We start from the raw sequence: 24,055 nt of genomic DNA, 5'->3' as shown, positions 1-24,055 counted from the left end.
AGTTTTGTAAAAGCTAATGCAAGGCGTTAATCGGAGGTAGTTGATTAAGTTATTGTTTTTTATTGTTTTAGTTGCTTTTTTTTATGAGTTGTTACTTCACGAATACCTTAATTTATTGATAGCTTAAGTTGCTGTTTTATAAGGGTATTAAATTTGTAAAATTATGTTTTCTAGGCTTTGGGTTGATGCTCAAAAGTAAAAATGGTGCTGATTTTCACCTGTTTGATTTGGCTTTTGGCCTTAACTAGAATCAGCCGCCACTGATTATGAAACGTTAAGCTAAATTATTGATGCTGAGTTTGCGGCAGCCTCAATAAGATTGTTGGATTAAACCTCAGGGGTAACCTATGTCTACAGAGTCCAGTTCGTATAAGCAGCTGCATAAGCCAGCTAGCTCATTCGAAACACGTGATAGCTATCTAGAACACGAGCTATCAATCATGAAGTTTAAGCGCTGGGGAATTAACCTACCGTTTAAAGATTATGGTATTGAAATAGAAGATACGATTCCTGCTTTGGCAGCAACCATTGGTAAAGTTGTAATGGTTACCGCGATGGCAGCAGCTTTTGCTACTCAGTTTGGCTTATCACCTGAGTTTGTTGCTGAAAACGTACGTTTAGAGTTATTGATTGCTGGTGTACTTTTCGCAGTTGTTTTTGCAGCAGTATTAAACCCTAATACAAACTTGGCCGGTACTCACGGTCCAATGATTCCGCTGATTCCATTGATTGCTGCAGCAGGTGGTCACCCGCTCGCCTTGGGTATTATGGTGGGTGTATTCGGACTCTTACTTAGTGCCAGTAAAGGTGGTTCCAAGCTCGTTGAACTCAGTGGTGAAGGGGTCCGGGGTGGCTTGCTTATTTATTTAGGTGCAGTTGGTCTGATTGGTCAGGTTGCTAAACTTGAATCTTGGTCAACTGGTATTGAGCGTGGCTATGTGTCATTCGGTGTGATTTTCGTTACGGTAGTGGTTTACGCTTACCTTGCGAAGGTTAACAAGCGTTGGTTAGCGATTCCTCTTTGTTCATTCCTTGCTGGTGTTGTTGCATTCTTAATGGGTACGCCATTTGAATTTGTGACTGAACCAGGTCTACCACCATTGAGCCCAATGTTCTGGTGGGGTGAAAATACTGGTTGGCAGCTAGGCTGGCCTGAGCTAAGCCACTTTGTAGCAGTTATCCCATTTGCGATTCTTGCTGTAGCTATGTGGTCTCCTGACTTCCTAGGTCACCGTGTATTCCAAGAGCTTAACTACCCAAGAAAAGCTGATGGCGTATTGATGAACGTTGATGACACAATGACAGTTTGTTCTATTCGTCAAATCGTTGGTTCGGTTCTTGGTGGTAGTAACTTAGCATCTTCTTGGGGTACATACATGATCCCAGCTGCTATCGCTAAGCGTCCTATCCCAGGTGGTGCGATTCTTACTGGCGTTATGTGTGTGCTTGCTGGTGTTCTTGGTTACCCAATGGATCTAGCAATGTGGGAGCCTGTACTCCGTGTTGCGCTTCTAGTTGGTGTATTCTTGCCACTACTTGAAGCTGGTATGCAAATGGTTCGTGACACTCAAAGTTCACAAACTGCTGGTGTATGTATGTTTGCTTGTGCATTCGTAAACCCAGTATTTGGTTGGGCTCTAACCATGTTACTAGACAACATGGGTCTCATTGGTGACAAAGAACGTGCAGACCGCTTGAAGTTTGCTGACAAGTTCGTTATCCCAATGATTGCATTTGTTATTTGTGTTGGTGCACTTGCACTTGTAGGTCAATTGCCAGGTATCCCTGCAATTCTATAAAACCTATTAAGTTTTAAAGCGGCTAAGGGACTCCTTTAGCCGTTTTTGTTTCAAGCTGCTCAATCTCAGTTTGAAGCCGTATTGCTAAGTGAGGAAATGGACTCTTTTCACTTTAGCGGTCGGGAGTAATAACAACTTATTAGAATAGTTGAAGGAAGTCATCAAATCGGTTCATAAGAAACTGAGGGTGATACAAAATTAGGCTGACAGATTTTATATCTGCCAGCCTTTTTTATGCCCGTAATAAAGTGGCTAGTATAGCCTTGAGGCCGTATAGAAGCGTATTGAGCATGCTTGCAGTTGATCTTAGTTTTTCCGATAGGGCGTCATTTGCCTCAAAATACGCCAGGATTTTAACGCTTAGGGCTTATGTGTTGAGATCTGCTATGAGGATGACTTTAGTATTGTTACTTGTGGGCGAGTATTCATGTCGTGAACGCATTATGTACCGCGAATTATAGGCGTATTGTTAATTGAGCCTGCACTTTCTTATTGCTCCTTTCAACAGACCTCAGAAGTGCGACGCTTGAGTTGCAGCGTAGAAACAGAGGCCGAAAGATAAAAAAAGCATGGCTTAGGCGACAGGGTATAAACATGGTTAGATGTTTTTGGCGGGACTGTACTGGCAATACTGATGGGGTGGCTAACGCGTTTGCGAGCTGAGGTGTTGTTCAGACTAAAGGTAAATTCAAATAAAAAAACCGGCCAAAGCCGGTTTTTAAGAACATTTAATTTACAGGAGACTATTGCTGTTTTTGAAGCTTCAATAGCCATTTGCCGTACAGAAAAATGCCTACCGCTGAAATCGTGCCAATGGCAGCAATAATGTACCAAGCCATTCCTATATTATGAGTGTTATAAAGGAGGGTCGTTAATTCTTGTGCACTTTGACCTGTATAAGCCACTAACGTCGTAAAGGCTTCACCTTGCGGAATTGCTGAGACATCTGCGCTGCTCATGCCTTTTTCGAGCAATAAATCCCGTGAGAACAGCTCTTTTGATGCATAGATTTCGTAGAGTTTAGGACCAAAATACCCTTCAAGTCCCCAGCCAAGGCCTTGGGGGAGCATTACAAAACCAAGGTACATCGCCTTTTTACCTTTAGGGGCAATGTTACCCATAAACTCATTCTTTTTCGGGCTGATCATCATTTCGCCCAACGAGAACATGGCAATCGCGAGCACGATAAACCAAGCGTAATTGGTCGCCCCGATAATGAGGAAGGCAAATATGCTGAGTAGGCAGCCCGCTAACATTGCCGAAGTAATGCGATATTTTGCGGTTAAGGCTGCGACGAGGAAGCAGCTGGTCATAATCATGCCTGCGTTGAGGTTGAGCATGCCCTCAGGCATGACTTTTGTACCTGCGTTATCCAATCCTAACCAAAACTGCAAAATGCCACTTGTCGTCCCTTCAGGGCCAAATAGCGTATTTACAATAATGCTGGTATCAACCCATTCGGCAATATGGATGGGTAATACGTCAAAAAGTGAATTGAACAGGAACCAAAAGCCTGAGAAAACGAGCATGTAATAGATAACGACGGGCTTTTTAAGTTCACGCCATGCATCTTTCCATAATGCTTCTTGAGTTACTTCTCCCGATTTAACTTGGCGAATACGTTCCAAGCGCTCCTCTTTACCAGGCTCTTTATAGGTGAGAAGAAAGAGGAAGTTGAGCGAGATGATTGCAGCACAGGCGTAGAATACATTATCCCAAGATAGCTGACGCATATGTACTGCGACAAGCGGGCCGAGGAACCCACCGACATTGACCACTTGATAGAATATGCCCCACGCCATCGACGTATTATTGCGATTGGTGGCGAGTACCAAAGTTCCTTGAATTCCGGGTTTAAAAATACCGGTACCACCGGCTAATAGCATTGCGCCAAACAAGAATCCCCAGAAACTTGGGAAAAAGGCCATCAATAAATAACCACCAATCTTAATGACGGTTGAAACAAAGATCGTTTCCTTGTACCCCACACGGTCTGAAATCCCGCCAGTAAAAACGGGTACAAAGGTTTGCATGATTGCCCAAAGCGAAATAATGATACCGTAATCGCTTAAGCTAATGCCGAGTCCACCTTCTGATTGAGGCGCTTTTGCGTATAAGCCAGCACTTGCTTTAACGCCGTAATAGGCGATTCGCTCCACAAGTTCCATACCGCCAACAAGCCAAAAAACATAGCTCAAACTGGCGATCGAGGCCCACATGCCTAATTGTTTTACTTCGCGCAGATCATTCTCTGCGTGATGATTTGAATCACTCATACCCTTCCTTTATTTAGACTCCCGATCTTTGGATTCACGCTGAGTTGGTGTCCCGGACCGATGGTTTTATTTATTATATTGAGGCTCACATATTGGAGCTGAGTTTTTGTTAATGGGCTACTTTACCCAATTTGTGAGCAAACACCAAAACTCAAACCATGCTGCGCTTGAGAAAACGTAAGCAGATGTAAATTTACTGATGCTGTTCTTGGTTACCAATAAAAACGGCAGCCTTGCGACTGCCGTTGATAACTCGCTATACAATTAAGCTTCTAGCTTGGCTAGCTCAGCTTTTTGTTCGTTAAGCTTTTCCATATCGCGTTGACATTCAGCTTGCTTAGCACGTTCTTTCTCGATGACAGCTGCTGGTGCTTTCGCGACAAAGCCTTGGTTTGAAAGCTTGCCTTCAATGCGTTTAAATTCTCCAGCAAGTTTCTCCAGTTGTTTATCGATACGGGCCATTTCCGCGTCGACATCGATAAGACCGGCCATTGGGATCAAGAGCTCCATTTCGCCAACAAGTTGGGTTGTTGACATCGGCGCTGTGTCACCATCCGCCAAAATCGTCATGGACTCGAGCTTTGCGAGCGTTGTGAAGAAGGTTTGATTGGCTTCTACACGCGCCTTATCTTGTTCGCTAACGCTGCGAAGCAGGGCGTTTAGCGGTTTAGATGGGGCGATGTTGAGTTCAGCTCTCACGTTACGTACTGCAACGATGACCTGTTTGACCCACTCGAGATCTTCAAGATCTGCTTCATTCACCTGGGTAGCGTCAAACTCAGGGAATGGTGCCTGCATAATGGTTTCGCCACTGACACCAGCGATAGGTTTTACGCGTTGCCAAATGGTTTCAGTAATATATGGCATCATTGGGTGCATCAAGCGTTGCATTGCTTCTAGAACCGTGACTAAGGTATGTCGTGTTCCTCGAAGTTCGGCCTCTGTACCATTTTGAAGTACAGGCTTAGTGAGTTCTAAGTACCAATCACAGAACTGATTCCAAGTAAATTCATACAGTGTGGTCGCGGCAAGATCAAAGCGATAGTTCGCCATATGTTCATCATAAGCTTGAACCGTCTGGTTGAATAAACCAGTGATCCAGCGATCTGCAAGTGAGAATTTCATTTCACCTACATTGCCGTCTGCGTCGGCAAAGCCACAATCTTGCTCCTCGGTGTTCATTAACACGTAACGTGAAGCATTCCAGATTTTGTTACAAAAGCTGCGATAGCCATCGAGACGTTTCATATCCCAGTTAATATCGCGACCTGTTGACGCCATTGATGCGAGAGTGAAGCGAAGAGCATCAGTACCGTGCGCCTCAATACCGTCTGCAAATTCTTTGCGAGTGCTTTTCTCAATTTTTGCCGCCAGTTTAGGCTGCATCATATTGCCAGTACGTTTAGCGACAAGCGACTCTAAGTCGATACCATCAATCATATCGAGTGGGTCAAGGACATTACCCTTTGATTTCGACATCTTGTTACCGGCTTCATCGCGGATAAGACCAGTGACATAAACCGTTTTAAAAGGTACCTGTGGTTTTCCATTTTCATCTTTAATGAAATGCATGGTCATCATGATCATTCTGGCGACCCAGAAAAAGATTATGTCAAAACCAGTGACCAAAACATCAGTCGGATGGAATGCTTTAAGTGCATCGGTATCTTCAGGCCAACCGAGTGTTGAGAATGTCCAAAGCGCAGAGCTAAACCAAGTGTCGAGCACATCTGGATCTTGACGTAAGACGATGCTGTCGTCGAGTTGATGTTTTGCGCGCACTTCAGCTTCATCGCGGCCTACGTAGACTTTGCCTGATTCATCGTACCAAGCGGGAATACGGTGCCCCCACCATAGTTGGCGGGAGATACACCAGTCTTGAATATCACGCATCCAAGAGTTGTACATATTTTCGTACTGTTGAGGAACGAATTTAATGTCACCATTATCAACCGCTTCCATTGCGGTTTTCGCCATTGGCGCAACCGCCACATACCATTGATCCGTCAATAACGGTTCAATAACGACTCCAGAACGATCACCATATGGTACTTTCAAGCCGTGAGGGTCAATTTTTCCAAGTAAACCGAGAGTTTCAAATTCTTCAACAACTGCGGTTCTTGCTTTGAATCGATCTAAGCCAACATATCGCTCTGGCATTGTGGCTGTAAGGTTTTTGTTGATCGTTCCGTCAGTATTGACCACTTCTGCTTCACTGCGGATCGCGGCATCAACCGTTAGAATGTTATACATAGGCAGCGCATGGCGTTTACCCACTTCATAATCATTAAAGTCGTGAGCTGGGGTTATTTTTACACAGCCAGTGCCAAACTCGATGTCCACATAGTCGTCGGCAACAATGGGAATACGACGATTGACGATAGGGAGAAGGATAAACTTGCCCACTAACGAGGCGTAGCGTTCATCATCAGGGTGAACCGCGACAGCACTGTCACCAAGCATGGTCTCTGGGCGAGTGGTGGCGACTTCTAAGTAATCTTTGCCATCCGCGGTGAGCTCTCCATCGGCGAGCGGGTAGCGAAAGTGCCACATGCTGCCTTGCTTTTCTTTATTTTCAACTTCTAGATCTGAAATTGCGGTGTGTAGTTTTGGATCCCAGTTCACAAGGCGCTTACCACGATAGATCATTTCGTCTTCGTATAAACGAACAAACACTTCCTGAACCGCGGCAGACATGCCTTCGTCCATGGTAAAACGTTCGCGATCCCAGTCTACAGAAGCGCCAAGGCGACGGAGTTGTTTGGTGATTGTCCCACCTGATTGTTCTTTCCAATCCCAAATTCTATCGATAAAGGCTTCACGGCCAAGATCATGACGGCTCAGGCCTTCTTCTGCGGCAACTTTGCGCTCGACAAGCATTTGTGTCGCAATGCCCGCGTGATCAGTACCAACCTGCCAAAGGGTATTGAGTCCCTTCATTCGCTGGTAGCGGGTGAGGGTATCCATAATCGTATCTTGGAATGCGTGACCCATGTGCAGGCTGCCGGTAACATTCGGCGGCGGGATCATGATGCAATAGTTGCCTTTTGACTCATCGCCATGTGGCTTGAAATAGCCCTTTTGTTCCCAGTTTTCATAAAGGGACTGTTCGATCGACTGCGGATTATATGTTTTTTCCATGGGAGCGTTTGCTTCTTAAACTAAATTTAGTGGGTGTGTTGCTAAATTTTGCGTCGTCAAGGCGATGCCGAGCGCGCGGTATTGTCGATAACGATCTCTGGCCTTGGCCTTGTCATTATCATTGTTAGCAACAAAATCGAATATTTGGCCAAAGTTTACCGCAAATGAAGGGGTCTGGTCTGCAAGATTTAGTAGCAGATGACGTTTTTTATTGGGTCCAAGGCGATCGAACCCAATTTCAACAGGGGCTCCGGTCATTGGGCCTTCACCTTTTAGGTTATGTGGCACAAAAGCTTGAGGTTCAAATTGCCAAAGTAGCTCATCTATATCATGGGCTTGCTGTTGATCTTGGCAATGAATATAGATCAGTTGTTGTGCCATATAGGCATGTTGAGCCAATTGGCAAGCAAGGGTATAGATCGGATCAGTACCAGAAAGTGAACTGTCAACCTGAGGATCTATGACATAAAACAGTGCTTGGGACATCGTCTATTTGGCTCTCGGTAAATTTGAACCGATTATTTTACACTAACCGCCGCATAGTATTCAGCATATTATTAAGGACTGATTGGTCTGCTGCCATCGATATTTATGCTTCTTGTTCGATATTGCATCGTATGCAGAATAAATCAATTTAATTTGGGGCAGGGTTATTTATACTAAAGCCAACCCATTTGCCACTCATTGGCGTTTTTAAGTTCTCGCCAATCGAGAGCAAATTCTTGTCCTGTAAACTCTGCTCTCATACTGCACTCAATCACTTGCTGCTTTTCGTTGAAGCTCACTTTTATTACCGTAAAGTGTTTGAGCTTATTAATAACTTTGATTTTGGTCCATTTGCTATGAAGCAGTTTCTTCGGGTGAATGAAGTTCATTAAGCTGTCCGAAGGTGCCGCTGTTTTTCCAGTTGCAGCTTGAGTTCATTGAGGTTGGAAATAATCAGGTCTGCCTGATGTTCATAACTTATCTTTGTGCCGTGGTTAATAAAACAAGATTGCATTCCGGCATTGTTCGCCGCTTGAATATCATAAAGATAGTCGCCTACGTACATTAGATTTTCAGGTGCAATAGACCATTGTTTGCTTATGGCATTCAGTGCGTCAGGGGCTGGTTTGGGTGGATAATCTTCTCGTGTCAGAAGTGTTTGAACTTGAATTTGGTTTCTATCCGTTTTTAAGCGCGAGGCTTGGAGGCAATTACGGGTTACAATTGCGGTAGGGTAAGCGTTTTGCTGTAGATAATTGAGTAAAACGGTAGCGCCAGCTATTGCTCGACTTTGAAGGGCATCGATTAATTCATGCTGGATGATGATCTGTAGAGCTTTTTCTGCCGCTTGGGCTGGTTGTAGGTCTTTGATATATCCGAGTATATCCACTTCTAGAGGGCAACCGATTTGTTTTCGAATGAGCTCAAAATTTATGTTCGATGTCACGAGAGTGCCATCCAAGTCAAAGATGACACCGTGAACCACCGGTAATTCTGACATTGCCCCTCCTTAAAAAACTACACTGGCTTTAGTACAAAGCCAAAGCTGCTTTGTTGCTTGTTAGCAATCAAAATACCAACTTTTGTCAGTTTGCTGACATCAAGGCTGTTGCATTTTGAGTGCTGTTTTGTGTTGCTCTTCCAAGACTACACGAAGTTTGGGATGCAATACGAGCCATAGGTTTTTATGGTTCAAAAATATTGTTAAACCGATTTGTTGGTCGCTTGGCTGCGGAACTAAGAGTGCTTAAGGATTTTATTGGGATGAATCAGTTGCTGGTTAATTGCGAACTGGTTTGCTGTGTACTAATAGCTTGCCCTCGGAGAGTTCTTCGTTTGTATTCTAAGAGAAAACTTTCTTTGTTTAATGATTAAGTGACGCAGCTAAAAAGCTTTCTGGATTGAGACTAAAAAAATTAATCGCCAATCCAAGGGGACAAAAAAAGTGGAGTATAAAACTCCACTTCTTTAGAGGCGCTTGAGCTGTTTAGGCTAAAACTCTATTTACTCGCCTTGTTCTACACCTGCACGGTTCAAAACAAACTGCGTCAGGATTGGTACAGGACGACCCGTAGAGCCTTTATTAGCCCCGCTGTTCCATGCAGAACCTGCAACATCGATATGTGCCCAGTTGTACTTCTTGGTGAAGCGAGAAAGGAAACAAGCAGCCGTTATTGAACCCGCAGGACGGCCACCAAGGTTGGTCATGTCAGCAAATGGGCTATCCAATAAGTCTTGGTACTCATCCCATAGCGGCATTCTCCATGCTCGGTCACCACTTTGCTCGCCTGCATTCAAGATTTCATGCGCTAGTGGGTTATGCGAAGAAAATAAGCCTGACGCATGCTTGCCAAGAGCAATAACACAGGCTCCGGTCAATGTTGCGGTATCAATGACTAGTTCAGGGTCGAAACGCTCAACGTAAGTTAAGACATCACATAAAACTAAACGGCCTTCAGCATCTGTATTGAGAACTTCAACTGTTTGACCTGACATCGTCGTTAAAATATCGCCGGGGCGGTATGAGTTACCACTTGGCATATTTTCACAACCCGCGAGTACGGCGACCACATTTACGGGGAGGTTCATTTCACAGATAGATTTCATCGCACCGATGACACCTGCTGCGCCACCCATGTCGTACTTCATCTCATCCATGGCTTCGCCAGGTTTAAGTGAAATACCGCCCGAGTCAAAGGTCAGCCCTTTGCCAACAAGGACAATTGGCTTAGCAGATTGATCTTCTGCGCCTTTGTATTCCATGACGGTCATTATGGACTCATTGGCGCTACCGCGGCCAACGGCAAGGTAGGTATGCATCCCTAACTGCTCCATTTGCTCTTCGCCAATGGTTGTGACTGTTAAGGTGTCATAGGTTTCAGCCATCTGGCGAGCTTGCGATGCCAAATAAGCAGGGTTACAGATGTTTGGCGGCATATTCGCGACATCGCGGCATAAATGCATACCATCTGAAACCGCAACGCCATGATCGATTGCGCGTTCACCGACTGGTAGCTCTCGACGCGTTGGTACGTTAAACACCAATTTACGCAATGGACGACGGGTTTCACCTTTGCGCGTTTTAAGGGCGTCAAAACTATATAAACTATTTTTTGTGGTCTCAACCGCTTGGCGGACTTTCCAATAAGTATCGCGACCTTTCACATGTAACTCAGTTAGGAAGCAAACGGCCTCCATCGAACCGGTTTCATTGAGCGTATTAATCGTTTTCGCGATGATTTGCTTATATTGGCGCTCGTCTAATTCACGCTCTTTACCACAACCAACTAACAAAACACGCTCACTGAGCACATTAGGTACATGGTGCAGTAGTAACATTTGGCCAGGCTTTCCCTCTAGATCGCCGCGACGTAATAGGTTACTGATATATCCTTCACTGATCTTGTCCAGCTGCTCTGCGATACCTGATAAACGGCGAGGTTCATACACGCCGACTACGATGCAGGCGGAACGTTGTTTCTCTGGGCTACCGCTTTTTACGCTAAACTCCATGAGCACTCCTAGATTCTTAAAGACAAATTTTTATATTTATTAGATAATGTCTGCTTGTGCCCAAAACGGGCGACGTTAATACTTCAAAGCTGGTTTATTTTTGGCACATTTGTATGCCATCGAGCCTTGTAGTTGGTCAGAAAACTATCAAAAGTAGACAGTCTACATGAAAGTTTGCCTGACACCAGCAAAAAGATAAGTTTAGACGGCGGAAGCAGCCTGTGATTGTATTTAGATACTTGATTCGAGAAGTTTTAAAAGCGCAGTTGGCGGTGCTTTTGGTCTTATTAACTATTTTTCTTAGCCAACATTTTGTCCGAGTTTTAGCCGACGCCACCGATGGAGAATTCCCTGCTTCATTAGTGCTCACTTTGTTAGGACTTAATTTACCTGAGTTAGCTGTATTGGTGGTTCCCTTAAGTTTATTTTTAGGGATCCTGCTTGCGCATGGACGTATGTATACCGAACATGAAATGGTGATATTGCACGGCGTAGGGATCAGTGAGTGGTATGTGACTCGAGTGACGCTATTGTTAGCCATCGCCAATATGTTAGTTGTCGGTTGTCTATCTGTTTATGTCGCTCCATGGGCGGAAGAAAGGCAAAACCAAGTGCTTGAGCAGGCCCAATCTGAAGCTGGGCTTGCCTCATTGGTGCAAGGGCGTTTTCAAACCAGCCCGAACCGCAGAGCCGTGCTATTTGTTGAGCGTATTGATGATAAGAATGGCCTAGAAAAAGTATTTGTAGCGCAATTGCCAGATCCAGAAGATGAGTCCGGCGATACCAACATTGTTTTAGCTCAGCGTGGAAAAGTTGTCGAGGATAGTTCAGGAAGTCAGTCCCTTCAGTTGAATGATGGTCAGCGCTATCAAGGGAACCCAGAGTCAGTTGCTTATCAAAAACTTGAGTTTACTGGCTATCAAATGGAGATCAAGGAACAAGAAGTTGATGCACGCCGGCGGAAGTTGTCCGCGTTGCCAATAGAGCAATTGATGACTCAGTTGGAAGAGCCCGGTGCGGTTGCAGAGTTTCATTGGCGGCTTGCCATCCCGATAGCATTGATACTAATGACGTTGATTGCGGTTCCTTTAGGTCGTGTGAATGTTCGTCAAGGGAAGTTTGCCAAAATGTTTCCGGCAATCCTTTTATACCTTGGTTATTTTGGGTTGATGATCGCTGGACGCAAAGCGTTAGAGGACGAAGTTGTACCGAGTTATTTAGGCATGTGGTGGATCCATGGTTCGGCCTTTATTATCGGGTTGTTGCTCCTTGGAAAAGATCGACCAGTTGGGTCAAAGTTCTTCGGACTATTTAAGCGAAAAAGGGCGATTGCGTGAAGATAATTGATTGGTACATCGCTCGAGTTATTGTAAGCACTTCAGCATTATGTTTGCTTATTTTAACGGGTCTTTCAGGCATTATTAAATGGGTTGACCAGCTTCGCGTTGTCGGTCGTGGTGCGTATACCATGATGGATGCGGGTATCTATGTGTTGTTTTTGATCCCTCGTGATATTGAAATGTTTTTCCCTATGGCTGTGTTGCTCGGCGCTTTAATCGGTATGGGCGCATTGGCTTCGAACTCCGAGTTAGTGGTCATGCAAGTCGCCGGTATGTCTCGCTTAGATATTACAATGTCTGCGATGAAGACAGCAATTCCGTTGATGCTGCTGGTCATGGCGTTAGGTGAGTGGGGGGCACCTATTGCTGAACAAAAGGCCAACGAACTACAAACAACCAAAATTACTGGCGGCAGCCTCATAAAGTCGAGGCGCGGTATCTGGGCGAAAGACGGCGATTTATTTGTGAATATTGGTGAGATTAAAAACGTCAATCGTTTGCAAAATATAACGCTCTATAAGTTTGATAAGGCACTGCAACTTAACCAGGTCGTGCATGCAGATAGTGCTGAATATGCAAAAGATAAATGGCGTCTATTTAACGTGTCGCGTACCTACCTCTCAGATGAAAGAGTGGCATTGAAGCAGGTTTCTGAAGACGAATGGCGTTCTACATTAACGCCAGATAAGCTTAGTGTTGTCTCGATTAAGCCTGAAGCTTTGTCAATTCAAGGCTTGGTAGAATATTTAGAGTATCTCAAAGTGAATAACCAAGACCAGAGCCGCTATGAGTTGGCGTTTTGGCGTAAATTAATGCAGCCCATTACGGTTGCCGTCATGATGCTTGTTGCGTTGTCATTTGTTTTTGGCCCTTTGCGGACTGTTACCATGGGCGCTCGGGTACTGCTTGGTGTTGTCGCTGGTTTTACTTTCTATATTAGTAATGAAATATTTGGTCCAATGAGCCTTGTTTACGAATTACCGGCGTTTGTCGGTGCTGCTGCTCCTGGATTGTTGTTTATGGGAGTCGCTTTTTATTTTATTCGTCGCTAAAAAGCGGTCTAGATAGAATGAAATCAAGCTTTCTACTTTCACGTTCTTCAATGTTGAAACGCCTGTCGCGCAATTCTGCTGTTGGCGTTTTAACATTTTATCAACTTTTTTGTTGATTTTTAAATTACTGTCATTTCTTTGTACTAGACTTATCAAGTTATCTGAAAACCTACTTTAAGCCTATGATTTATTTTGTCTACTTGTCTTTCATCGCTAGATGAGTAGCTGTATCTAAATTGGGGCCGTGATAATGGGTGCTCGTGTCATAGAATTTGATAAGGAGAGCGTTATGAGTTCAAGGTCATTGTCTATCTTTGTCGTGTGCTTAATTTTTTGTATATTTGGCCTCGCAGCGTTTCAGAGTGCGTCTACGATTGATGGTGCCAAAAATACATTGAACCGCGATTATAAAGAGAGTGTTGAGCGCACCGAGAAATTGGCCGGGATCATAAGTGCAACTATTCAAATCACCCGTGCTGTGAATAAAGCCAATAGTAACTTACTGACCGCTGAGCAATTAGGATTTATCGTGTCTGACGCAATGACACAGGCCGACGCGAAGTGGTCAGCTTATCGGCTATCCAACACGACGCCCGAGATGTCTCAAATTATCCAAGAAATTAAGCTACTCAACAGGGACCTGAATATAGAGCTCGTAAGTCTTCGGGACTTTACCAAGCCACGGCAGGGATTTATTGGGCGGGATTTAGATGCATATGATGGCCCGCTCTATGAAAAAACCGAACCTTTAGCTGCGAAGCTGGCGATGCTTATAGACTTGGAGCAAGAGCGAATCAAGAACAGCATTAAACAAGAATCTATTAATCTGGAAGGATTCAATATACAAATTTATGGCTATTGTCTTTTGGGCGCTATTTGTGGGGCTTTGTTGTTGTGGCTCGTGAGATTGCCGCGAATGCATGTGAGTCAAGCGGGCACTACTTCAGTTAAAGCGGAAAGCCAATCTCAACATCATCGTGTGAGTAGTGGAAAAATGCGCTTTAAAATATTGTCGGCAAGGCAAAGCCATTTGCGCAATAAGCTGCGGCCTCGCCAAGCATAGGTGTTCTCATTTCAGTGGGCGAGGTCAGTTATACGCCTCGCCAGTTACGCATTTGATTTGCTTCCTTCGACAATACCACCACTTCAGAGCGTGTCATCGAGTCTTGTAATGCCAGTTTTTCTGGGTTGATCAAAATCCATAGGTTACCAATGCCCAAGGCGGACCAAACGACTCGTGCACAGCTTGTAATAAAACTTAAATTTTGCCCGTTTGGATGTTGCACTTTCAGGCGCCAAGCTCGCATGCCTAGCGTTTGACCACCACGGTTCCAGAACATAGCATAAAACACTGCGACCCAAATGAGGCTCCATAGTTGATATAGGCCGGCATAGAGTGGTGTACTATTCAGTAAATCGGAAATATGTTCAAAGCCATTCATGGGTATGATTTGAAGCTTCACCAGTGCAGTAAATATGGCAAATCCAATGGTGCCGACCAGCATATAAACCGCAACAGCGAGCAACAGATCATATAACATCGCGCCCAAGCGTCTCACAAAGCTAGCTCGCGGGAAATTAGCATGTTCAGAGTTGTGCATTGTATTCCTTGAATAACTGAATTTTATAGCGATTATTCATCTTCTTCGCGAACAAAATGAATGTTTTCAAAACCAAATCGAGCGAACTCGTTCGTTCGGTAATCCTTGACTGCTTGTGAGCCTTTTGAGGTCATGGCGACTTGCTGTTCCATTGCAAGAAAGCTGGTGAGGTCAATGCCTTCTGCAGCGGCAACTGCTTCATACATATCATGGTACTTGTCGTAAGCAAAGTTAATTACTTTGGCTTGTTTTTTATAGGTGTAGGCGACTTGACGAGCCATATTTTCCTCTTTTTAAATTGATTGGGGCAGTGCAAGCTCCATATATTGGCTGTTTGGCCCATATGGCGAGAGTTCTTTACTGATGTCTAGTGATAGAAAACCCTGGTTGCGCCAGTATTGCTGCGCTTCCGGAATGGATACTAATGCAAGATGCGCTAAGGATAAAGTGGTAGCTTGCTGTTTTAGCGTTTGTAATGTCAATTCAGCTAAACCTCGTTTTCTTGCTTTGGGCAAAATCGCAATATCATGTAGGTATAGGCAATCATAAGCGGGACGTGCGCTAACCTTGGTATTTAAATCAGGGGGCAATTGGCGCTGCCACGGATGAGCCAAACAGTAACCAACGATCTCTTCATTTTGCATGAATACGAAGCAAGTTTCAGGTGATAAACGCCATTTACTTTGTAGACATACCAGTGATTCTGGAGGTAATTGCGGATAGCATGCAGTTTGAATGGATTCAATGTGTTGCCATGATTGCGGCTTTATGGGGTGTAGCAAAAGCAAATATCCTATCTGAGTGAATAGTATTTTAAATTAAGACTTAAGAGAATTTTGGATAGTTAGCACACCCAATTATAACCATCTACCGAGAGCAAAGCGATATTGGAGCTTTAGTGTGAAGATTGTTTATTGAGTTCTAAGGGGAAAGCTTTGTGGCTCATGACAGAAAATAAGTAAGGGAGGCTATATGATTAAAATAAAGGTATTCATTCTGAGTGTGTTGTTGGTGATCGGGGGAGTCTATCAAAGCGAAGTGCAAGCGGGGCCAAGTGAGTTTCATGCGGGAGAGCTTATTCCGAAATATGGAAAAGTAGCCCGCGTGAATACGACTCAAGTGATTCCTGATGAAATGCAGTTTAAAGTTGCATTTGACATGAGTGAGCAGTCAACACCAGGCAGCTTAAATCGCCATTTAGTGAAACTAGCTCGATTTCTAAATATGCACGCGAATACTGGCGTGTCGGTATCGAGAATGAATTTAGCTTTAGTTGTTCACGGTAAGGCGGTACAAGATGTTACCAAGCAAAGTTTTTATACACAAAATCAACCCGGCACAACTTCTGCGAATATTGATTTGGTCCGAACTCTAATCAAGCACGGGGTTCAAATATACGTATGTGGTCAAACCGCTGCGTATTATGATGTCGAAGCGAGCGATTTAGTTGAAGGCGTAGAGATGGCTCTTTCTGCGATGACAGCGCACGCGATATTGGCTGCCGATGGATTTAGTCTGAATCCTTTCTGAATGTAAGCATGGATTTGTGAACTGAAAGCTTGGAAATTGTTCTCAGCTTGTTATGCTGTCACCAAGGTCGTTGGACGGAACCATTGATCTAAAGGATGAAAATAATACATGGAGAAGAAGTATGTTTGCGTTTTTGGTGGCCCAACCAAACTTGCCCTATGCGATTTGTCTCGCCCTTGTCATTACGTTTGCCATTTTCGAAATTGTTGCACTCTTTGCCGGTATAAGTCTTTCAAATGTCGTTGATACGTGGGCACCGTGGGGGATGGACCAAGATCTTGCAGAGGGCAACAAGCACAGTTTAATGGAGTGGTTAAGTTTAGATAAGCTCCCTTTAGTGATTTGGTTTTTACTTGCAGTTATCAGTTTTTGCATCGCTGGCTACAGTTTAAACCTTGCGAGCATTTTCTATCATTCCATTTATATCCCAGAAGTTTTCACGATGCCGATTGCTATGGTTATCGCCTGTATTAGTTGTCGCTATTTGGGGGTGCTTTTGGCTAAATATGTGGTGAAAAGACCGTTGCATAACCTCAAAAATGAAGACTTGAGTGGCTGTTTAGGAACGATTACTTTAGGTTGCGCGATGAAAGGTAACCCGGGTGAAGCTGTTGTAAAAGATAGCTATCAATCCCGCCATTATGTATTGGTTGAACCGGATATTGAGGGCGTTGAGTTTAAAGAAGGCTCTCAAGTTGTCTTGTTGCGGAATCATGGAAGAGTTTGGTCGGCAACCCAGTTTAACTATTGATATGGCTAAATTCTTAGGCTATTCAACTCGATGACTGCAGATTTTTGGTGAGATACAACCATCAGCACTGATCTTTTGTCAATTAGTGAGGAGCCGCATCTTGAGGCATGCTAATTCCTTGTGTATAGCGCTCAACGATTTGTTGATAACGACCCGATTGTTTCATTTCATCTAACACTTGCGTTACTTGTTGCACTAATTCAATTGGTACGGTTTGTTTTGAAAACAGTAAATAAGTTGGCCAGGTCAACACAACGGCATTGCCTGTATCGTCTTGCACGATATCGATGACTGACTCGAGTTTTGCGCGGCGTATTGCATACATTGTTGGTGTGTAGTCACCGACAAATAAATCAACACGGCGATGGAGTAATTTTTTAACGCTCTGCTGGGTAGAGCTTGAGATAGAAATCGCGCCAAATTTCCCAGTATCAAGTGCTTGCCTAAAGGGGCCTGTTCCGTACAAATATCCGCGTTTAATCGCAATTGAATACTGATGAAAACCACTAAAGTCTGGCTTGAATGCGATGTTACTATCTTGGCGCTTAAACAAAACATAAGTTTGATTGATAAGTACCGAGTTTGCGTAATTTCCCCATAGCTTTCTGGCGTCGCTCACCCCCGCATTAAAGAGTATGTCTGCTTCTCCCCGTTGCGTATGAAGTACCGCTCTTTTCCATGGGTAAAACTCGTATCGTATGTTGTAGTTGTCTATCTGCTTAAAGACCTCATCAATAATCTCTATTGCTAGTCCGGAAGCGTGACCATGATCATTGGTGTATTCATAAGGGGGATATTCTAAGGTGTTGGCGACAAGTGTTTTTCTCTCTGCGGCACTCACGCAATTACAACATTGAAAGCCCAATGTTAATAAGCAGATTTGTCGTAATTCCTTATACCAACTTTGCAACCAACTCCTTTGGATATATTGAACACACTTTAACAGCATATTTTGAGGATAGTGCTTCATCGCTGGCTGTCAACATCGGGTAGAGCTCGTGCCAAGAATAATCTAAATGGGGTTCAGGAGGCTATTTTTATGCATGCTCTAGAAACTGAAAGTATTGCGGGCTTTCTGGGGGATTGAACAAATTTTGAGAATTTGCTGCGGCCGGTCAATGCCGGCCTTTTAATTATCCATCTACAGTTGGGGTGACTTCAGGTAAAAGTGTCAGCTGGGGATGTTGGTTATTGGGGTAAAGTATATAGGTAACGTGGTGTTTAATTAGGCTACTTTTCTTGTTTGGCTGACTGAGAAGCAAATCATACTGACTAGAGAGTTCAAGTAGATCTTGTTGAGGGGCGCGAACATAGAGCTGAATAGGCTTGATAAGTTCCCCATCTTGAATATGTTTGCTGTACTGTTCTGCACATACAAGGATGCTGGATTGACCATCGCTTTCTAATTTGAGCTTCTCTTGTAAATGGGTATCGCTGATGACCATCCAACCTTGGGTCTCGAGCGCTGTTAGGAGCTGATGAAGTTGATTGCCGAGTTGTTTTTTATCGGTGCACTTTGAATACCAATAGTTAATTCTTCTCATGGTGTCCGGTAGTGCCGCCCCAGCACCTTGGCTTCTCGCTGCGCGAATCCATGCTTTTAGATCATCAGCAACGAGCTTGGAGAAACGTTTGTTTTTGCTAGATTTGACCATCCAGTTACAAAGAAAATGGCTATGAGCAATGGCCGTTTTTGGGGTTTTATGACTCGTTACAGAAGCATTAAGGTCGGCTAGTGCCGCTTGTGCTAAGTTTAAAATGGCTTGGTTATAGGTTGTCATCTACAGTCCGCTACATAGGTTTCATGATTCAAAGCGGCGTCATTCTAACATTGATTGACACGAAGGCATCCATAACTTTCTTTAGATGCCTTCGTGAGTACATACAGAGCAGAGCGAGTTATTTCACAAGGCTCGCAGCTGTAATGATGAGTTCTGGTGCCGCTCGAACGCGGAAGTTTGGATTTAAATACTGAAACTGAATTAACCCTTTTTTGTCTGCAATATAGATCGCTGGAATAGGAAGAACGAGTCGTTTATCGCCTGTAGGTGTTGTCCACAAAGGATTATCCAAATTTAACTTGGACATATACCGTTGAGTCACTTTTTCACTCGTGTAAAACGCAATACCGAAGTCCTGTGCAGCTTGTAAGTTGGCATCAGATAACAAGGTATAGCTTATTTCGTTGTCGTTCATGGAAGCTTTTAGTTTTTCTGGTGTATCAGGAGAAATGCCGACTAATTGAAATCCCATGTCAATGAGTTTGGGTTCAATGGCTTTAAGTTGTCCCATTTGTGAGTTACAAAATGGGCACCATCCGCCGCGATAGAAGAAAAACACCGTTGGCTTTTTTTGGATTAATTTTGCTAAGTTAACAGGCTTGCCGTCAATGTCCTTTAGCATTGTTGCGGGGATCTGATGGCCGTTCAAAAGCGGCGTTAATTGATCTTCGCTTGGTGCAATATTCGTTGCATTTGCTTGGGTGGAAACTAAAAAAAGCAATCCGGTTAACGTTAAAAATAGGCGGGTCACATTCCGTTTTAGGGAGAAAAAATTCATCTCTTTTTATTCCTTATTGTTGGTTTGACGATCAGACCGCCGACTTGGATTTTTTATTTCAATAATTGCTGAAATAAAAAATATAAATGACAAAACCTGTTGATGCTTGCTGCTAGTGCTTTGAGTTAAAAATGGAAAATATGGGGCTAGATGCCGTCATAGGTCACGTGATGCTGTCTTTTTTATAAGGAGAAGCGGCTGGGCTCTGTTGACCTGAGTTGGTTCCGAGATTTGTTTCTTTGTTGTCTTGCTCGATAAGCGCCAATACTTGAATACAGTCGTATAAGCTGGACGACAACAGAAGTGATGACTGCTGGTGTTTAATGAAAAAAGGCGTGTCGACTGAGCCGCTAATCTCTAGCGGCTCACCTTTTGCAGCCATTTATGGCAATTATCGGCGTTATTATGAATATAGAAATTTGGTTTTATTTAATCTTTTTGGCCTTGCTGGCGCCACTTTTCACTTTGACTCGGCGGCCTTGCATGTTTTTCTCGGCGATCATTTGAGCGCCAGCATTGTCTGTTCGAGCCTGCTTTTTGGCAAAGCTACGACGTTTTTGAAGTTGCTTAATGAGTAAATCGCGGCTACTTACTTCGTAGCCTGGCACACTAATTCGCTTAATCTTTTGGCCGATGAGTTTTTCAATATCTTTTAACGTTCGCTCTTCTTCACGGCTTACAAATGAAATTGCCACTCCGGTTTTGCCAGCACGGCCTGTCCGTCCAATTCGATGAACATAGTCTTCAGCAAGGAATGGAAGATCATAATTGACAACATATTCTAAATCTTCAATATCTAAACCTCGAGCGGCTACTTCAGTTGCGACTAAGGCTCTAACTTTTCCTTCCTTAAATTCTCGTAGCGCTCTTCTTCGCGTGCCTTGAGCTTTTTCTGAGTGGACAACGGCGGCAGGAATGCCATCGAGATTCAACTCTTTTACAACTTCATCAGCAGCACCGCGAGTTGCAGTAAATACCAGTACTTGCTGCCAATTTTTCTTGCCGATGAGTTCAGATAATAATTCGCTTTTCCGGCGTTGCTCTACCGGATAAACCACTTGGCTAATCGTGCTTGCTGTGGTGTTTTGTTTATCTGCATTGATAAGCTTTGGTTTGTTCAACATTTCGTTCGCAAGCTGCTTCACTGCGCTTGAGAAAGTTGCTGAAAACAGCATATTTTGACGATCTTTATTGACGGCTTGCAGGATCTTTTGGATGTCAGAGATAAAGCCCATGTCTAACATGCGGTCGGCTTCATCAAGCACTAAAAACTCAATTTGAGAGAGGCTTAAGTTACATGCTATGACATGTTCAAGGAGACGTCCTGGCGTTGCTACAATGATGTCTGTGCCTTGCTTCAGCTTTTGTGCTTGAGAGGCTGATTTTATTCCACCAAAAATGGTTAATACGTCGATGTCCATGTATTGGCCGTACGTCGCAAAATTATCCGCAACTTGTGCCGCAAGCTCTCGTGTTGGCGCTAAAATCAAAGCCCGCGCATTTGAGTGTTGCCTAGCCTTAGGGTTATCTGCAATTTTTTGCAAAATAGGTAAAGCGAATGCCGCTGTTTTACCGGTTCCGGTTTGTGCACTGGCTAGAACGTCTTGACCGCGGCGAATCGCAGGGATTGCTTGACGTTGAACCGGAGTCATCGTTTGGTAACCACATTCAGTCACTGCACGTATAATTTCGGGAGCGAAACTGAAAGATTCAAATTTCATATTGATGATCCTATTCAACTTAAAATATAGAGTTTACTTTGCTTTGAGGGTAAAGAACCGACCGACGACAGCCCCAACCCTACCCAAGGCGGTGGCGGAGTATAGCAAATTTTGTACACAATTCACCTAGTTTTGGCAATGGAAAATTAGGGCTGATGCCTAAAGCATGTGGTTCTATGAAGGAAAGAAGAATTGATAAACAAGAGAAGGCGGCTTGCAACAACAAGCCACCGACTTAGGGTTACAGTGCTGCAGTCGCTTGTTTGAGCCAAATAAGCTCTGATGCATCCATAAATGGTGAGAGCTGTAGTAATACTTCAGCGTGGTATTGATTTAGCCAATCCACCTCTTGTTGGGTCAGCAAACTTTTTTCTATCAGTCGAGTATCCATCGGAATAAGTGTCATCGATTCAAACATCAACATCTCACGTTCGATACCAGCCAGTTCTAGGCACGGTTTTACGCTAATTAGGTTTTCGAGACGAATACCAAACTCGTCAGCGCGGTAATAGCCGGGTTCATTGGAGACCACCATACCGGGCAGCAGTGGTACATCATTGCTATTCTTCGCGATGCGTTGTGGCCCTTCGTGCACACTCAAAAAGTGTCCGACGCCATGCCCAGTTCCATGATCATAGTCATAGCCGTATTGCCATAGATATTGGCGAGCGAATGCATCGAGTTGTTGTCCAGTAGTCCCTTTTGGGAATTTAGCTTGGTCTACAGCAATATGTCCTTTAAGCACTAAAGTGACCATTTTTCGATGTTCGGCAGTGACGTTGCCAATTGCTATGGTACGAGTTACATCGGTGGTGCCATCTATATACTGGGCACCAGAGTCTACCAAATATAGACTATTGCGTTGCATCTTTGCCGGTATGCCGTTGTTATGGTTGTAGTGACACATTGCCGCATTTGCGCCAGTTGCTGAGATGGTATCAAAACTGGGCTGTTGATATTTCGAATCAAGTTTACGGAAGCTTTCAAGTTTCTCAGCTAGTTCGGCTTCGTCATACAATCGATTGGCTTCAACTTCTTGGTCAAGCCATGCAAGAAAGCGCGTTACGGCGACACCATCACGAATATGGCAGGCTTTCATACCAGTGAGCTCTGCTTGATTTTTTTGTGCTTTCGGTAATGCCACCGGATCGGCAGCGGCAATGAGGCTTGCACCTGCCGATTGAGCAAGTAACTGGCTCCAAGCGTTTGCCGTTGCTGGGTCAGCTAACAAAGATTTGCCTTTCAAAGCCGTTAATGCCGCAGTGAGCTCCTCTTCGTTAGCAAATGTTACCCCTGTGCCCACATGAGCATGAATATCTGCAGGCAGCTTATCCAAGTTGGTGAAAAACTCTAAATCACCATTGGCGTGTAATAGAGCTGTCCCTAAAATAACAGGCAAACACGGAACATCTTGGCCACGAATATTCAGTAGCCAGCAAATTGAATCGAGCGCGGTAACTAATGCTACGTCTGCGCCTAGATCTGCCACAGAGCGGGCAACCGCATGTCGTTTATCAAAACTTGATTGTCCTGCTAATGACTCATCAAAAAGCATGGCACTTGCAGTGGGTGCTTGGGGTCTATTTTGCCAACTCAAGTCGACCGGGTTTTGTTCAAGAGCGGTTAACTCGATACCTGCGGCAGTGAGTCGCTTAGACGCGTGTTGCTGCCAAGCCAATGTATGAAGTCGCGAGTCGTAACCAACTTTGGTGCCAGTTCCCAACTTTTCTATGAGCCAAGCGATTTGAGGTGTGTCAACAAGGCTTAAATACTCAAAAAGCTGTCCATCGACTTGCTGGCGCACTTGGACTGTATAGCGACCGTCAACAAATATGGCTGCACCGTCTTTTAAGACAATTACCATCCCCGCAGAACCGGTAAACTCACTGATCCATAGCAATCTTTCATTATGAGCGGGAACGTATTCACCCAAATACTCATCAGCTCTTGGGATGATAAAAGCATCGACGTTTTGACGTTGCATTTCATGGCGAACAGCCTGTAAACGCTCGTGAATAGATTGCAGCATAGCGGACTCCAATAATTGGCTAGAAGTTAGTTCTAGTTTGGATTGATTATTATGGTGCGGGATTATCGCAGGGTGTTGCGGGGAGGAGCAAGGCTTTCGTCAATTTGGAGAGGTGATGCTGTCGTATTGTGAGGTTTATACTGCCAAAAGGAAATGCACTTTGAGGCACAAGATCACGCTGGTATACTCCGCTACAGTTAAAATAACAGAGAATAGTCATGAACACTGAACAAGCTGAATATAAGCTGCGAGCTGAAAAAGTGGCACTAAATGTCACCAGTATGGTTCTGCCAATGGACTCTTTACCTGAAAGCTTGGTTGAGGCCTATGCGAATCTATTTGAAGAGTTACTTGCTGACGAAGAACAGAAATTTGAAAAGGTTTGGACGAGCTTACCTGCAAGTGCGACTAAGTTAGTGGAAAAAGTCGACTTTCACGGATTCTATATTGCAAATGCTTGGTTGCAACTCAGTCGGGTTGCACAAGATATTGCTGAGTTAGCGGATTCCGATGACGCGATTCAAGAGCATGAGTACAATGATATTTTTACTCGACTTGCTGAAACATCGTTAAAAGAAAGTGCAAAAAAATTAAAAAAAGCGCGGACTGACAGAGTATTACTTAACAGTATGCTTGATGTTATTCATCGTGATTAACGTGTGAAAGTCTTCTTTTGAGAAGATGCTCGTGACAATATTCAGTCAATTCTGAGTGGTCATCACAGAGTCAAAAAGCCCAGTCAAATGACTGGGCTTTCT

General features: G+C 44.1%; 22 protein-coding genes. 7 read left to right on the top strand and 15 right to left on the bottom strand.

Annotation, left to right across the window (positions count from 1 at the left end; genetic code table 11):
- The first annotated feature begins 347 nt into the window (after nucleotides 1-347).
- Complete coding sequence (locus IEY18_RS02280) at nucleotides 348-1,799, top strand: DUF3360 family protein (RefSeq protein ID WP_188917379.1); 1,452 nt, start codon at nucleotides 348-350, stop codon at nucleotides 1,797-1,799.
- Between the two features lie 743 nt (nucleotides 1,800-2,542).
- Here IEY18_RS02280 and IEY18_RS02275 read toward each other — a convergent pair.
- The 6 genes from IEY18_RS02275 to pepA all read right to left on the bottom strand — a co-directional run bounded on the left by IEY18_RS02275 (nucleotide 2,543) and on the right by pepA (nucleotide 10,714).
- On the bottom strand, nucleotides 2,543-4,075 hold the full coding sequence (locus tag IEY18_RS02275) for an MFS transporter (protein WP_188917377.1): 1,533 nt from the start codon (nucleotides 4,073-4,075) through the stop codon (nucleotides 2,543-2,545).
- A 264-nt stretch (nucleotides 4,076-4,339) separates the two neighbouring features.
- Complete coding sequence (locus IEY18_RS02270; RefSeq protein ID WP_188917374.1) at nucleotides 4,340-7,216, bottom strand: valine--tRNA ligase; 2,877 nt, start codon at nucleotides 7,214-7,216, stop codon at nucleotides 4,340-4,342.
- A 15-nt stretch (nucleotides 7,217-7,231) separates the two neighbouring features.
- Nucleotides 7,232-7,702, bottom strand: coding sequence for a DNA polymerase III subunit chi (locus IEY18_RS02265; RefSeq protein ID WP_188917372.1), 471 nt, complete (start codon nucleotides 7,700-7,702; stop codon nucleotides 7,232-7,234).
- Nucleotides 7,703-7,875: 173 nt separating this feature from the next.
- The gene (locus IEY18_RS02260) at nucleotides 7,876-8,091 is read right to left on the bottom strand and encodes a TIGR02450 family Trp-rich protein (RefSeq protein WP_188917370.1); all 216 of its coding nucleotides are present in this window, start codon (nucleotides 8,089-8,091) and stop codon (nucleotides 7,876-7,878) included.
- Nucleotides 8,091-8,702 (bottom strand): HAD family hydrolase, encoded by a 612-nt coding sequence (locus tag IEY18_RS02255; protein WP_188917368.1) that lies wholly within the window; start codon nucleotides 8,700-8,702, stop codon nucleotides 8,091-8,093. The genes IEY18_RS02260 and IEY18_RS02255 overlap by 1 nt, the downstream gene beginning before the upstream one ends.
- Nucleotides 8,703-9,205: 503 nt before the next feature.
- Nucleotides 9,206-10,714, bottom strand: a complete 1,509-nt coding sequence (gene pepA / locus IEY18_RS02250) for a leucyl aminopeptidase (protein WP_188917366.1) — start codon at nucleotides 10,712-10,714, stop codon at nucleotides 9,206-9,208.
- A 221-nt stretch (nucleotides 10,715-10,935) separates the two neighbouring features.
- Here pepA and lptF point away from each other — a divergent pair, with 221 nt between their 5' ends.
- The 3 genes from lptF (at nucleotide 10,936) to IEY18_RS02235 (ending at nucleotide 14,169) form a co-directional block, all read left to right on the top strand.
- The gene (gene lptF / locus IEY18_RS02245; RefSeq protein ID WP_188917364.1) at nucleotides 10,936-12,051 is read left to right on the top strand and encodes an LPS export ABC transporter permease LptF; all 1,116 of its coding nucleotides are present in this window, start codon (nucleotides 10,936-10,938) and stop codon (nucleotides 12,049-12,051) included.
- On the top strand, nucleotides 12,048-13,106 hold the full coding sequence (gene lptG, locus IEY18_RS02240) for an LPS export ABC transporter permease LptG (RefSeq protein ID WP_188917362.1): 1,059 nt from the start codon (nucleotides 12,048-12,050) through the stop codon (nucleotides 13,104-13,106). The genes lptF and lptG overlap by 4 nt, the downstream gene beginning before the upstream one ends.
- Nucleotides 13,107-13,395: 289 nt before the next feature.
- Nucleotides 13,396-14,169 carry a hypothetical protein gene (locus tag IEY18_RS02235; RefSeq protein WP_188917360.1) on the top strand — a complete coding sequence of 258 codons (774 nt, stop codon included), beginning with the start codon at nucleotides 13,396-13,398 and terminating at the stop codon, nucleotides 14,167-14,169.
- Nucleotides 14,170-14,197: 28 nt separating this feature from the next.
- Here IEY18_RS02235 and IEY18_RS02230 read toward each other — a convergent pair whose 3' ends face one another.
- From IEY18_RS02230 to IEY18_RS02220, 3 genes are read right to left on the bottom strand one after another with little or no spacing between them, the layout of a single operon-like run.
- Nucleotides 14,198-14,707, bottom strand: coding sequence for an RDD family protein (locus tag IEY18_RS02230; protein ID WP_188917358.1), 510 nt, complete (start codon nucleotides 14,705-14,707; stop codon nucleotides 14,198-14,200).
- Between the two features lie 32 nt (nucleotides 14,708-14,739).
- Nucleotides 14,740-14,988 carry a DUF2960 domain-containing protein gene (locus IEY18_RS02225; protein WP_188917356.1) on the bottom strand — a complete coding sequence of 83 codons (249 nt, stop codon included), beginning with the start codon at nucleotides 14,986-14,988 and terminating at the stop codon, nucleotides 14,740-14,742.
- 12 nt (nucleotides 14,989-15,000) lie between these two features.
- Nucleotides 15,001-15,489, bottom strand: coding sequence for a GNAT family N-acetyltransferase (locus IEY18_RS02220; protein ID WP_188917353.1), 489 nt, complete (start codon nucleotides 15,487-15,489; stop codon nucleotides 15,001-15,003).
- A 190-nt stretch (nucleotides 15,490-15,679) separates the two neighbouring features.
- Here IEY18_RS02220 and IEY18_RS02215 point away from each other — a divergent pair, with 190 nt between their 5' ends.
- Nucleotides 15,680-16,237: a DsrE family protein gene (locus IEY18_RS02215; RefSeq protein ID WP_188917352.1), complete on the top strand. Its 558-nt coding sequence runs from the start codon at nucleotides 15,680-15,682 to the stop codon at nucleotides 16,235-16,237.
- A gap of 121 nt (nucleotides 16,238-16,358) precedes the next feature.
- Nucleotides 16,359-16,988, top strand: coding sequence for an OB-fold-containig protein (locus IEY18_RS02210; RefSeq protein WP_188917350.1), 630 nt, complete (start codon nucleotides 16,359-16,361; stop codon nucleotides 16,986-16,988).
- 82 nt (nucleotides 16,989-17,070) lie between these two features.
- On the opposite strand, the gene IEY18_RS02205 is transcribed toward IEY18_RS02210, so the two are convergent.
- The 6 genes from IEY18_RS02205 to IEY18_RS02180 form a co-directional block, all read right to left on the bottom strand.
- Nucleotides 17,071-17,898 (bottom strand): substrate-binding periplasmic protein, encoded by an 828-nt coding sequence (locus tag IEY18_RS02205; RefSeq protein WP_188917348.1) that lies wholly within the window; start codon nucleotides 17,896-17,898, stop codon nucleotides 17,071-17,073.
- Between the two features lie 223 nt (nucleotides 17,899-18,121).
- Nucleotides 18,122-18,769, bottom strand: coding sequence for a DUF2913 family protein (locus IEY18_RS02200; RefSeq protein WP_188917346.1), 648 nt, complete (start codon nucleotides 18,767-18,769; stop codon nucleotides 18,122-18,124).
- Between the two features lie 118 nt (nucleotides 18,770-18,887).
- Nucleotides 18,888-19,547, bottom strand: a complete 660-nt coding sequence (locus tag IEY18_RS02195; protein ID WP_188917344.1) for a peroxiredoxin-like family protein — start codon at nucleotides 19,545-19,547, stop codon at nucleotides 18,888-18,890.
- Between the two features lie 163 nt (nucleotides 19,548-19,710).
- Nucleotides 19,711-19,929 carry a hypothetical protein gene (locus IEY18_RS02190; RefSeq protein WP_188917342.1) on the bottom strand — a complete coding sequence of 73 codons (219 nt, stop codon included), beginning with the start codon at nucleotides 19,927-19,929 and terminating at the stop codon, nucleotides 19,711-19,713.
- Nucleotides 19,930-19,972: 43 nt separating this feature from the next.
- A complete protein-coding gene (locus IEY18_RS02185) occupies nucleotides 19,973-21,268 on the bottom strand; it encodes a DEAD/DEAH box helicase (protein WP_188917340.1) in 1,296 nt (431 codons plus the stop codon).
- 241 nt (nucleotides 21,269-21,509) lie between these two features.
- The gene (locus tag IEY18_RS02180; protein WP_188917338.1) at nucleotides 21,510-23,297 is read right to left on the bottom strand and encodes an aminopeptidase P family protein; all 1,788 of its coding nucleotides are present in this window, start codon (nucleotides 23,295-23,297) and stop codon (nucleotides 21,510-21,512) included.
- Between the two features lie 218 nt (nucleotides 23,298-23,515).
- Here IEY18_RS02180 and IEY18_RS02175 point away from each other — a divergent pair, with 218 nt between their 5' ends.
- The gene (locus tag IEY18_RS02175) at nucleotides 23,516-23,953 is read left to right on the top strand and encodes a DUF3069 domain-containing protein (protein WP_188917336.1); all 438 of its coding nucleotides are present in this window, start codon (nucleotides 23,516-23,518) and stop codon (nucleotides 23,951-23,953) included.
- Nucleotides 23,954-24,055: the final 102 nt, after the last annotated feature.

Source organism: Shewanella gelidii, from assembly GCF_014647855.1.
GTDB lineage: Bacteria > Pseudomonadota > Gammaproteobacteria > Enterobacterales > Shewanellaceae > Shewanella > Shewanella gelidii.
Note: the sequence above shows the minus strand (reverse complement) of the source record. Positions and strands in the feature narration are given on the sequence as shown.

Bases quoted from the DNA above. Each gene is read 5' to 3' on its own strand.
- IEY18_RS02280 (WP_188917379.1), top strand. From the start codon at position 348: ATGTCTACAGAGTCCAGTTCGTATAAGCAGCTGCATAAGCCAGCTAGC.
- IEY18_RS02275 (WP_188917377.1), bottom strand. From the start codon at position 4,075: ATGAGTGATTCAAATCATCACGCAGAGAATGATCTGCGCGAAGTAAAA.
- IEY18_RS02270 (WP_188917374.1), bottom strand. From the start codon at position 7,216: ATGGAAAAAACATATAATCCGCAGTCGATCGAACAGTCCCTTTATGAA.
- IEY18_RS02265 (WP_188917372.1), bottom strand. From the start codon at position 7,702: ATGTCCCAAGCACTGTTTTATGTCATAGATCCTCAGGTTGACAGTTCA.
- IEY18_RS02260 (WP_188917370.1), bottom strand. From the start codon at position 8,091: ATGAACTTCATTCACCCGAAGAAACTGCTTCATAGCAAATGGACCAAA.
- IEY18_RS02255 (WP_188917368.1), bottom strand. From the start codon at position 8,702: ATGTCAGAATTACCGGTGGTTCACGGTGTCATCTTTGACTTGGATGGC.
- pepA (WP_188917366.1), bottom strand. From the start codon at position 10,714: ATGGAGTTTAGCGTAAAAAGCGGTAGCCCAGAGAAACAACGTTCCGCC.
- IEY18_RS02235 (WP_188917360.1), top strand. From the start codon at position 13,396: ATGAGTTCAAGGTCATTGTCTATCTTTGTCGTGTGCTTAATTTTTTGT.
- IEY18_RS02230 (WP_188917358.1), bottom strand. From the start codon at position 14,707: ATGCACAACTCTGAACATGCTAATTTCCCGCGAGCTAGCTTTGTGAGA.
- IEY18_RS02225 (WP_188917356.1), bottom strand. From the start codon at position 14,988: ATGGCTCGTCAAGTCGCCTACACCTATAAAAAACAAGCCAAAGTAATT.
- IEY18_RS02215 (WP_188917352.1), top strand. From the start codon at position 15,680: ATGATTAAAATAAAGGTATTCATTCTGAGTGTGTTGTTGGTGATCGGG.
- IEY18_RS02210 (WP_188917350.1), top strand. From the start codon at position 16,359: ATGTTTGCGTTTTTGGTGGCCCAACCAAACTTGCCCTATGCGATTTGT.
- IEY18_RS02200 (WP_188917346.1), bottom strand. From the start codon at position 18,769: ATGACAACCTATAACCAAGCCATTTTAAACTTAGCACAAGCGGCACTA.
- IEY18_RS02195 (WP_188917344.1), bottom strand. From the start codon at position 19,547: ATGAATTTTTTCTCCCTAAAACGGAATGTGACCCGCCTATTTTTAACG.
- IEY18_RS02190 (WP_188917342.1), bottom strand. From the start codon at position 19,929: ATGGCTGCAAAAGGTGAGCCGCTAGAGATTAGCGGCTCAGTCGACACG.
- IEY18_RS02185 (WP_188917340.1), bottom strand. From the start codon at position 21,268: ATGAAATTTGAATCTTTCAGTTTCGCTCCCGAAATTATACGTGCAGTG.
- IEY18_RS02180 (WP_188917338.1), bottom strand. From the start codon at position 23,297: ATGCTGCAATCTATTCACGAGCGTTTACAGGCTGTTCGCCATGAAATG.
- IEY18_RS02175 (WP_188917336.1), top strand. From the start codon at position 23,516: ATGAACACTGAACAAGCTGAATATAAGCTGCGAGCTGAAAAAGTGGCA.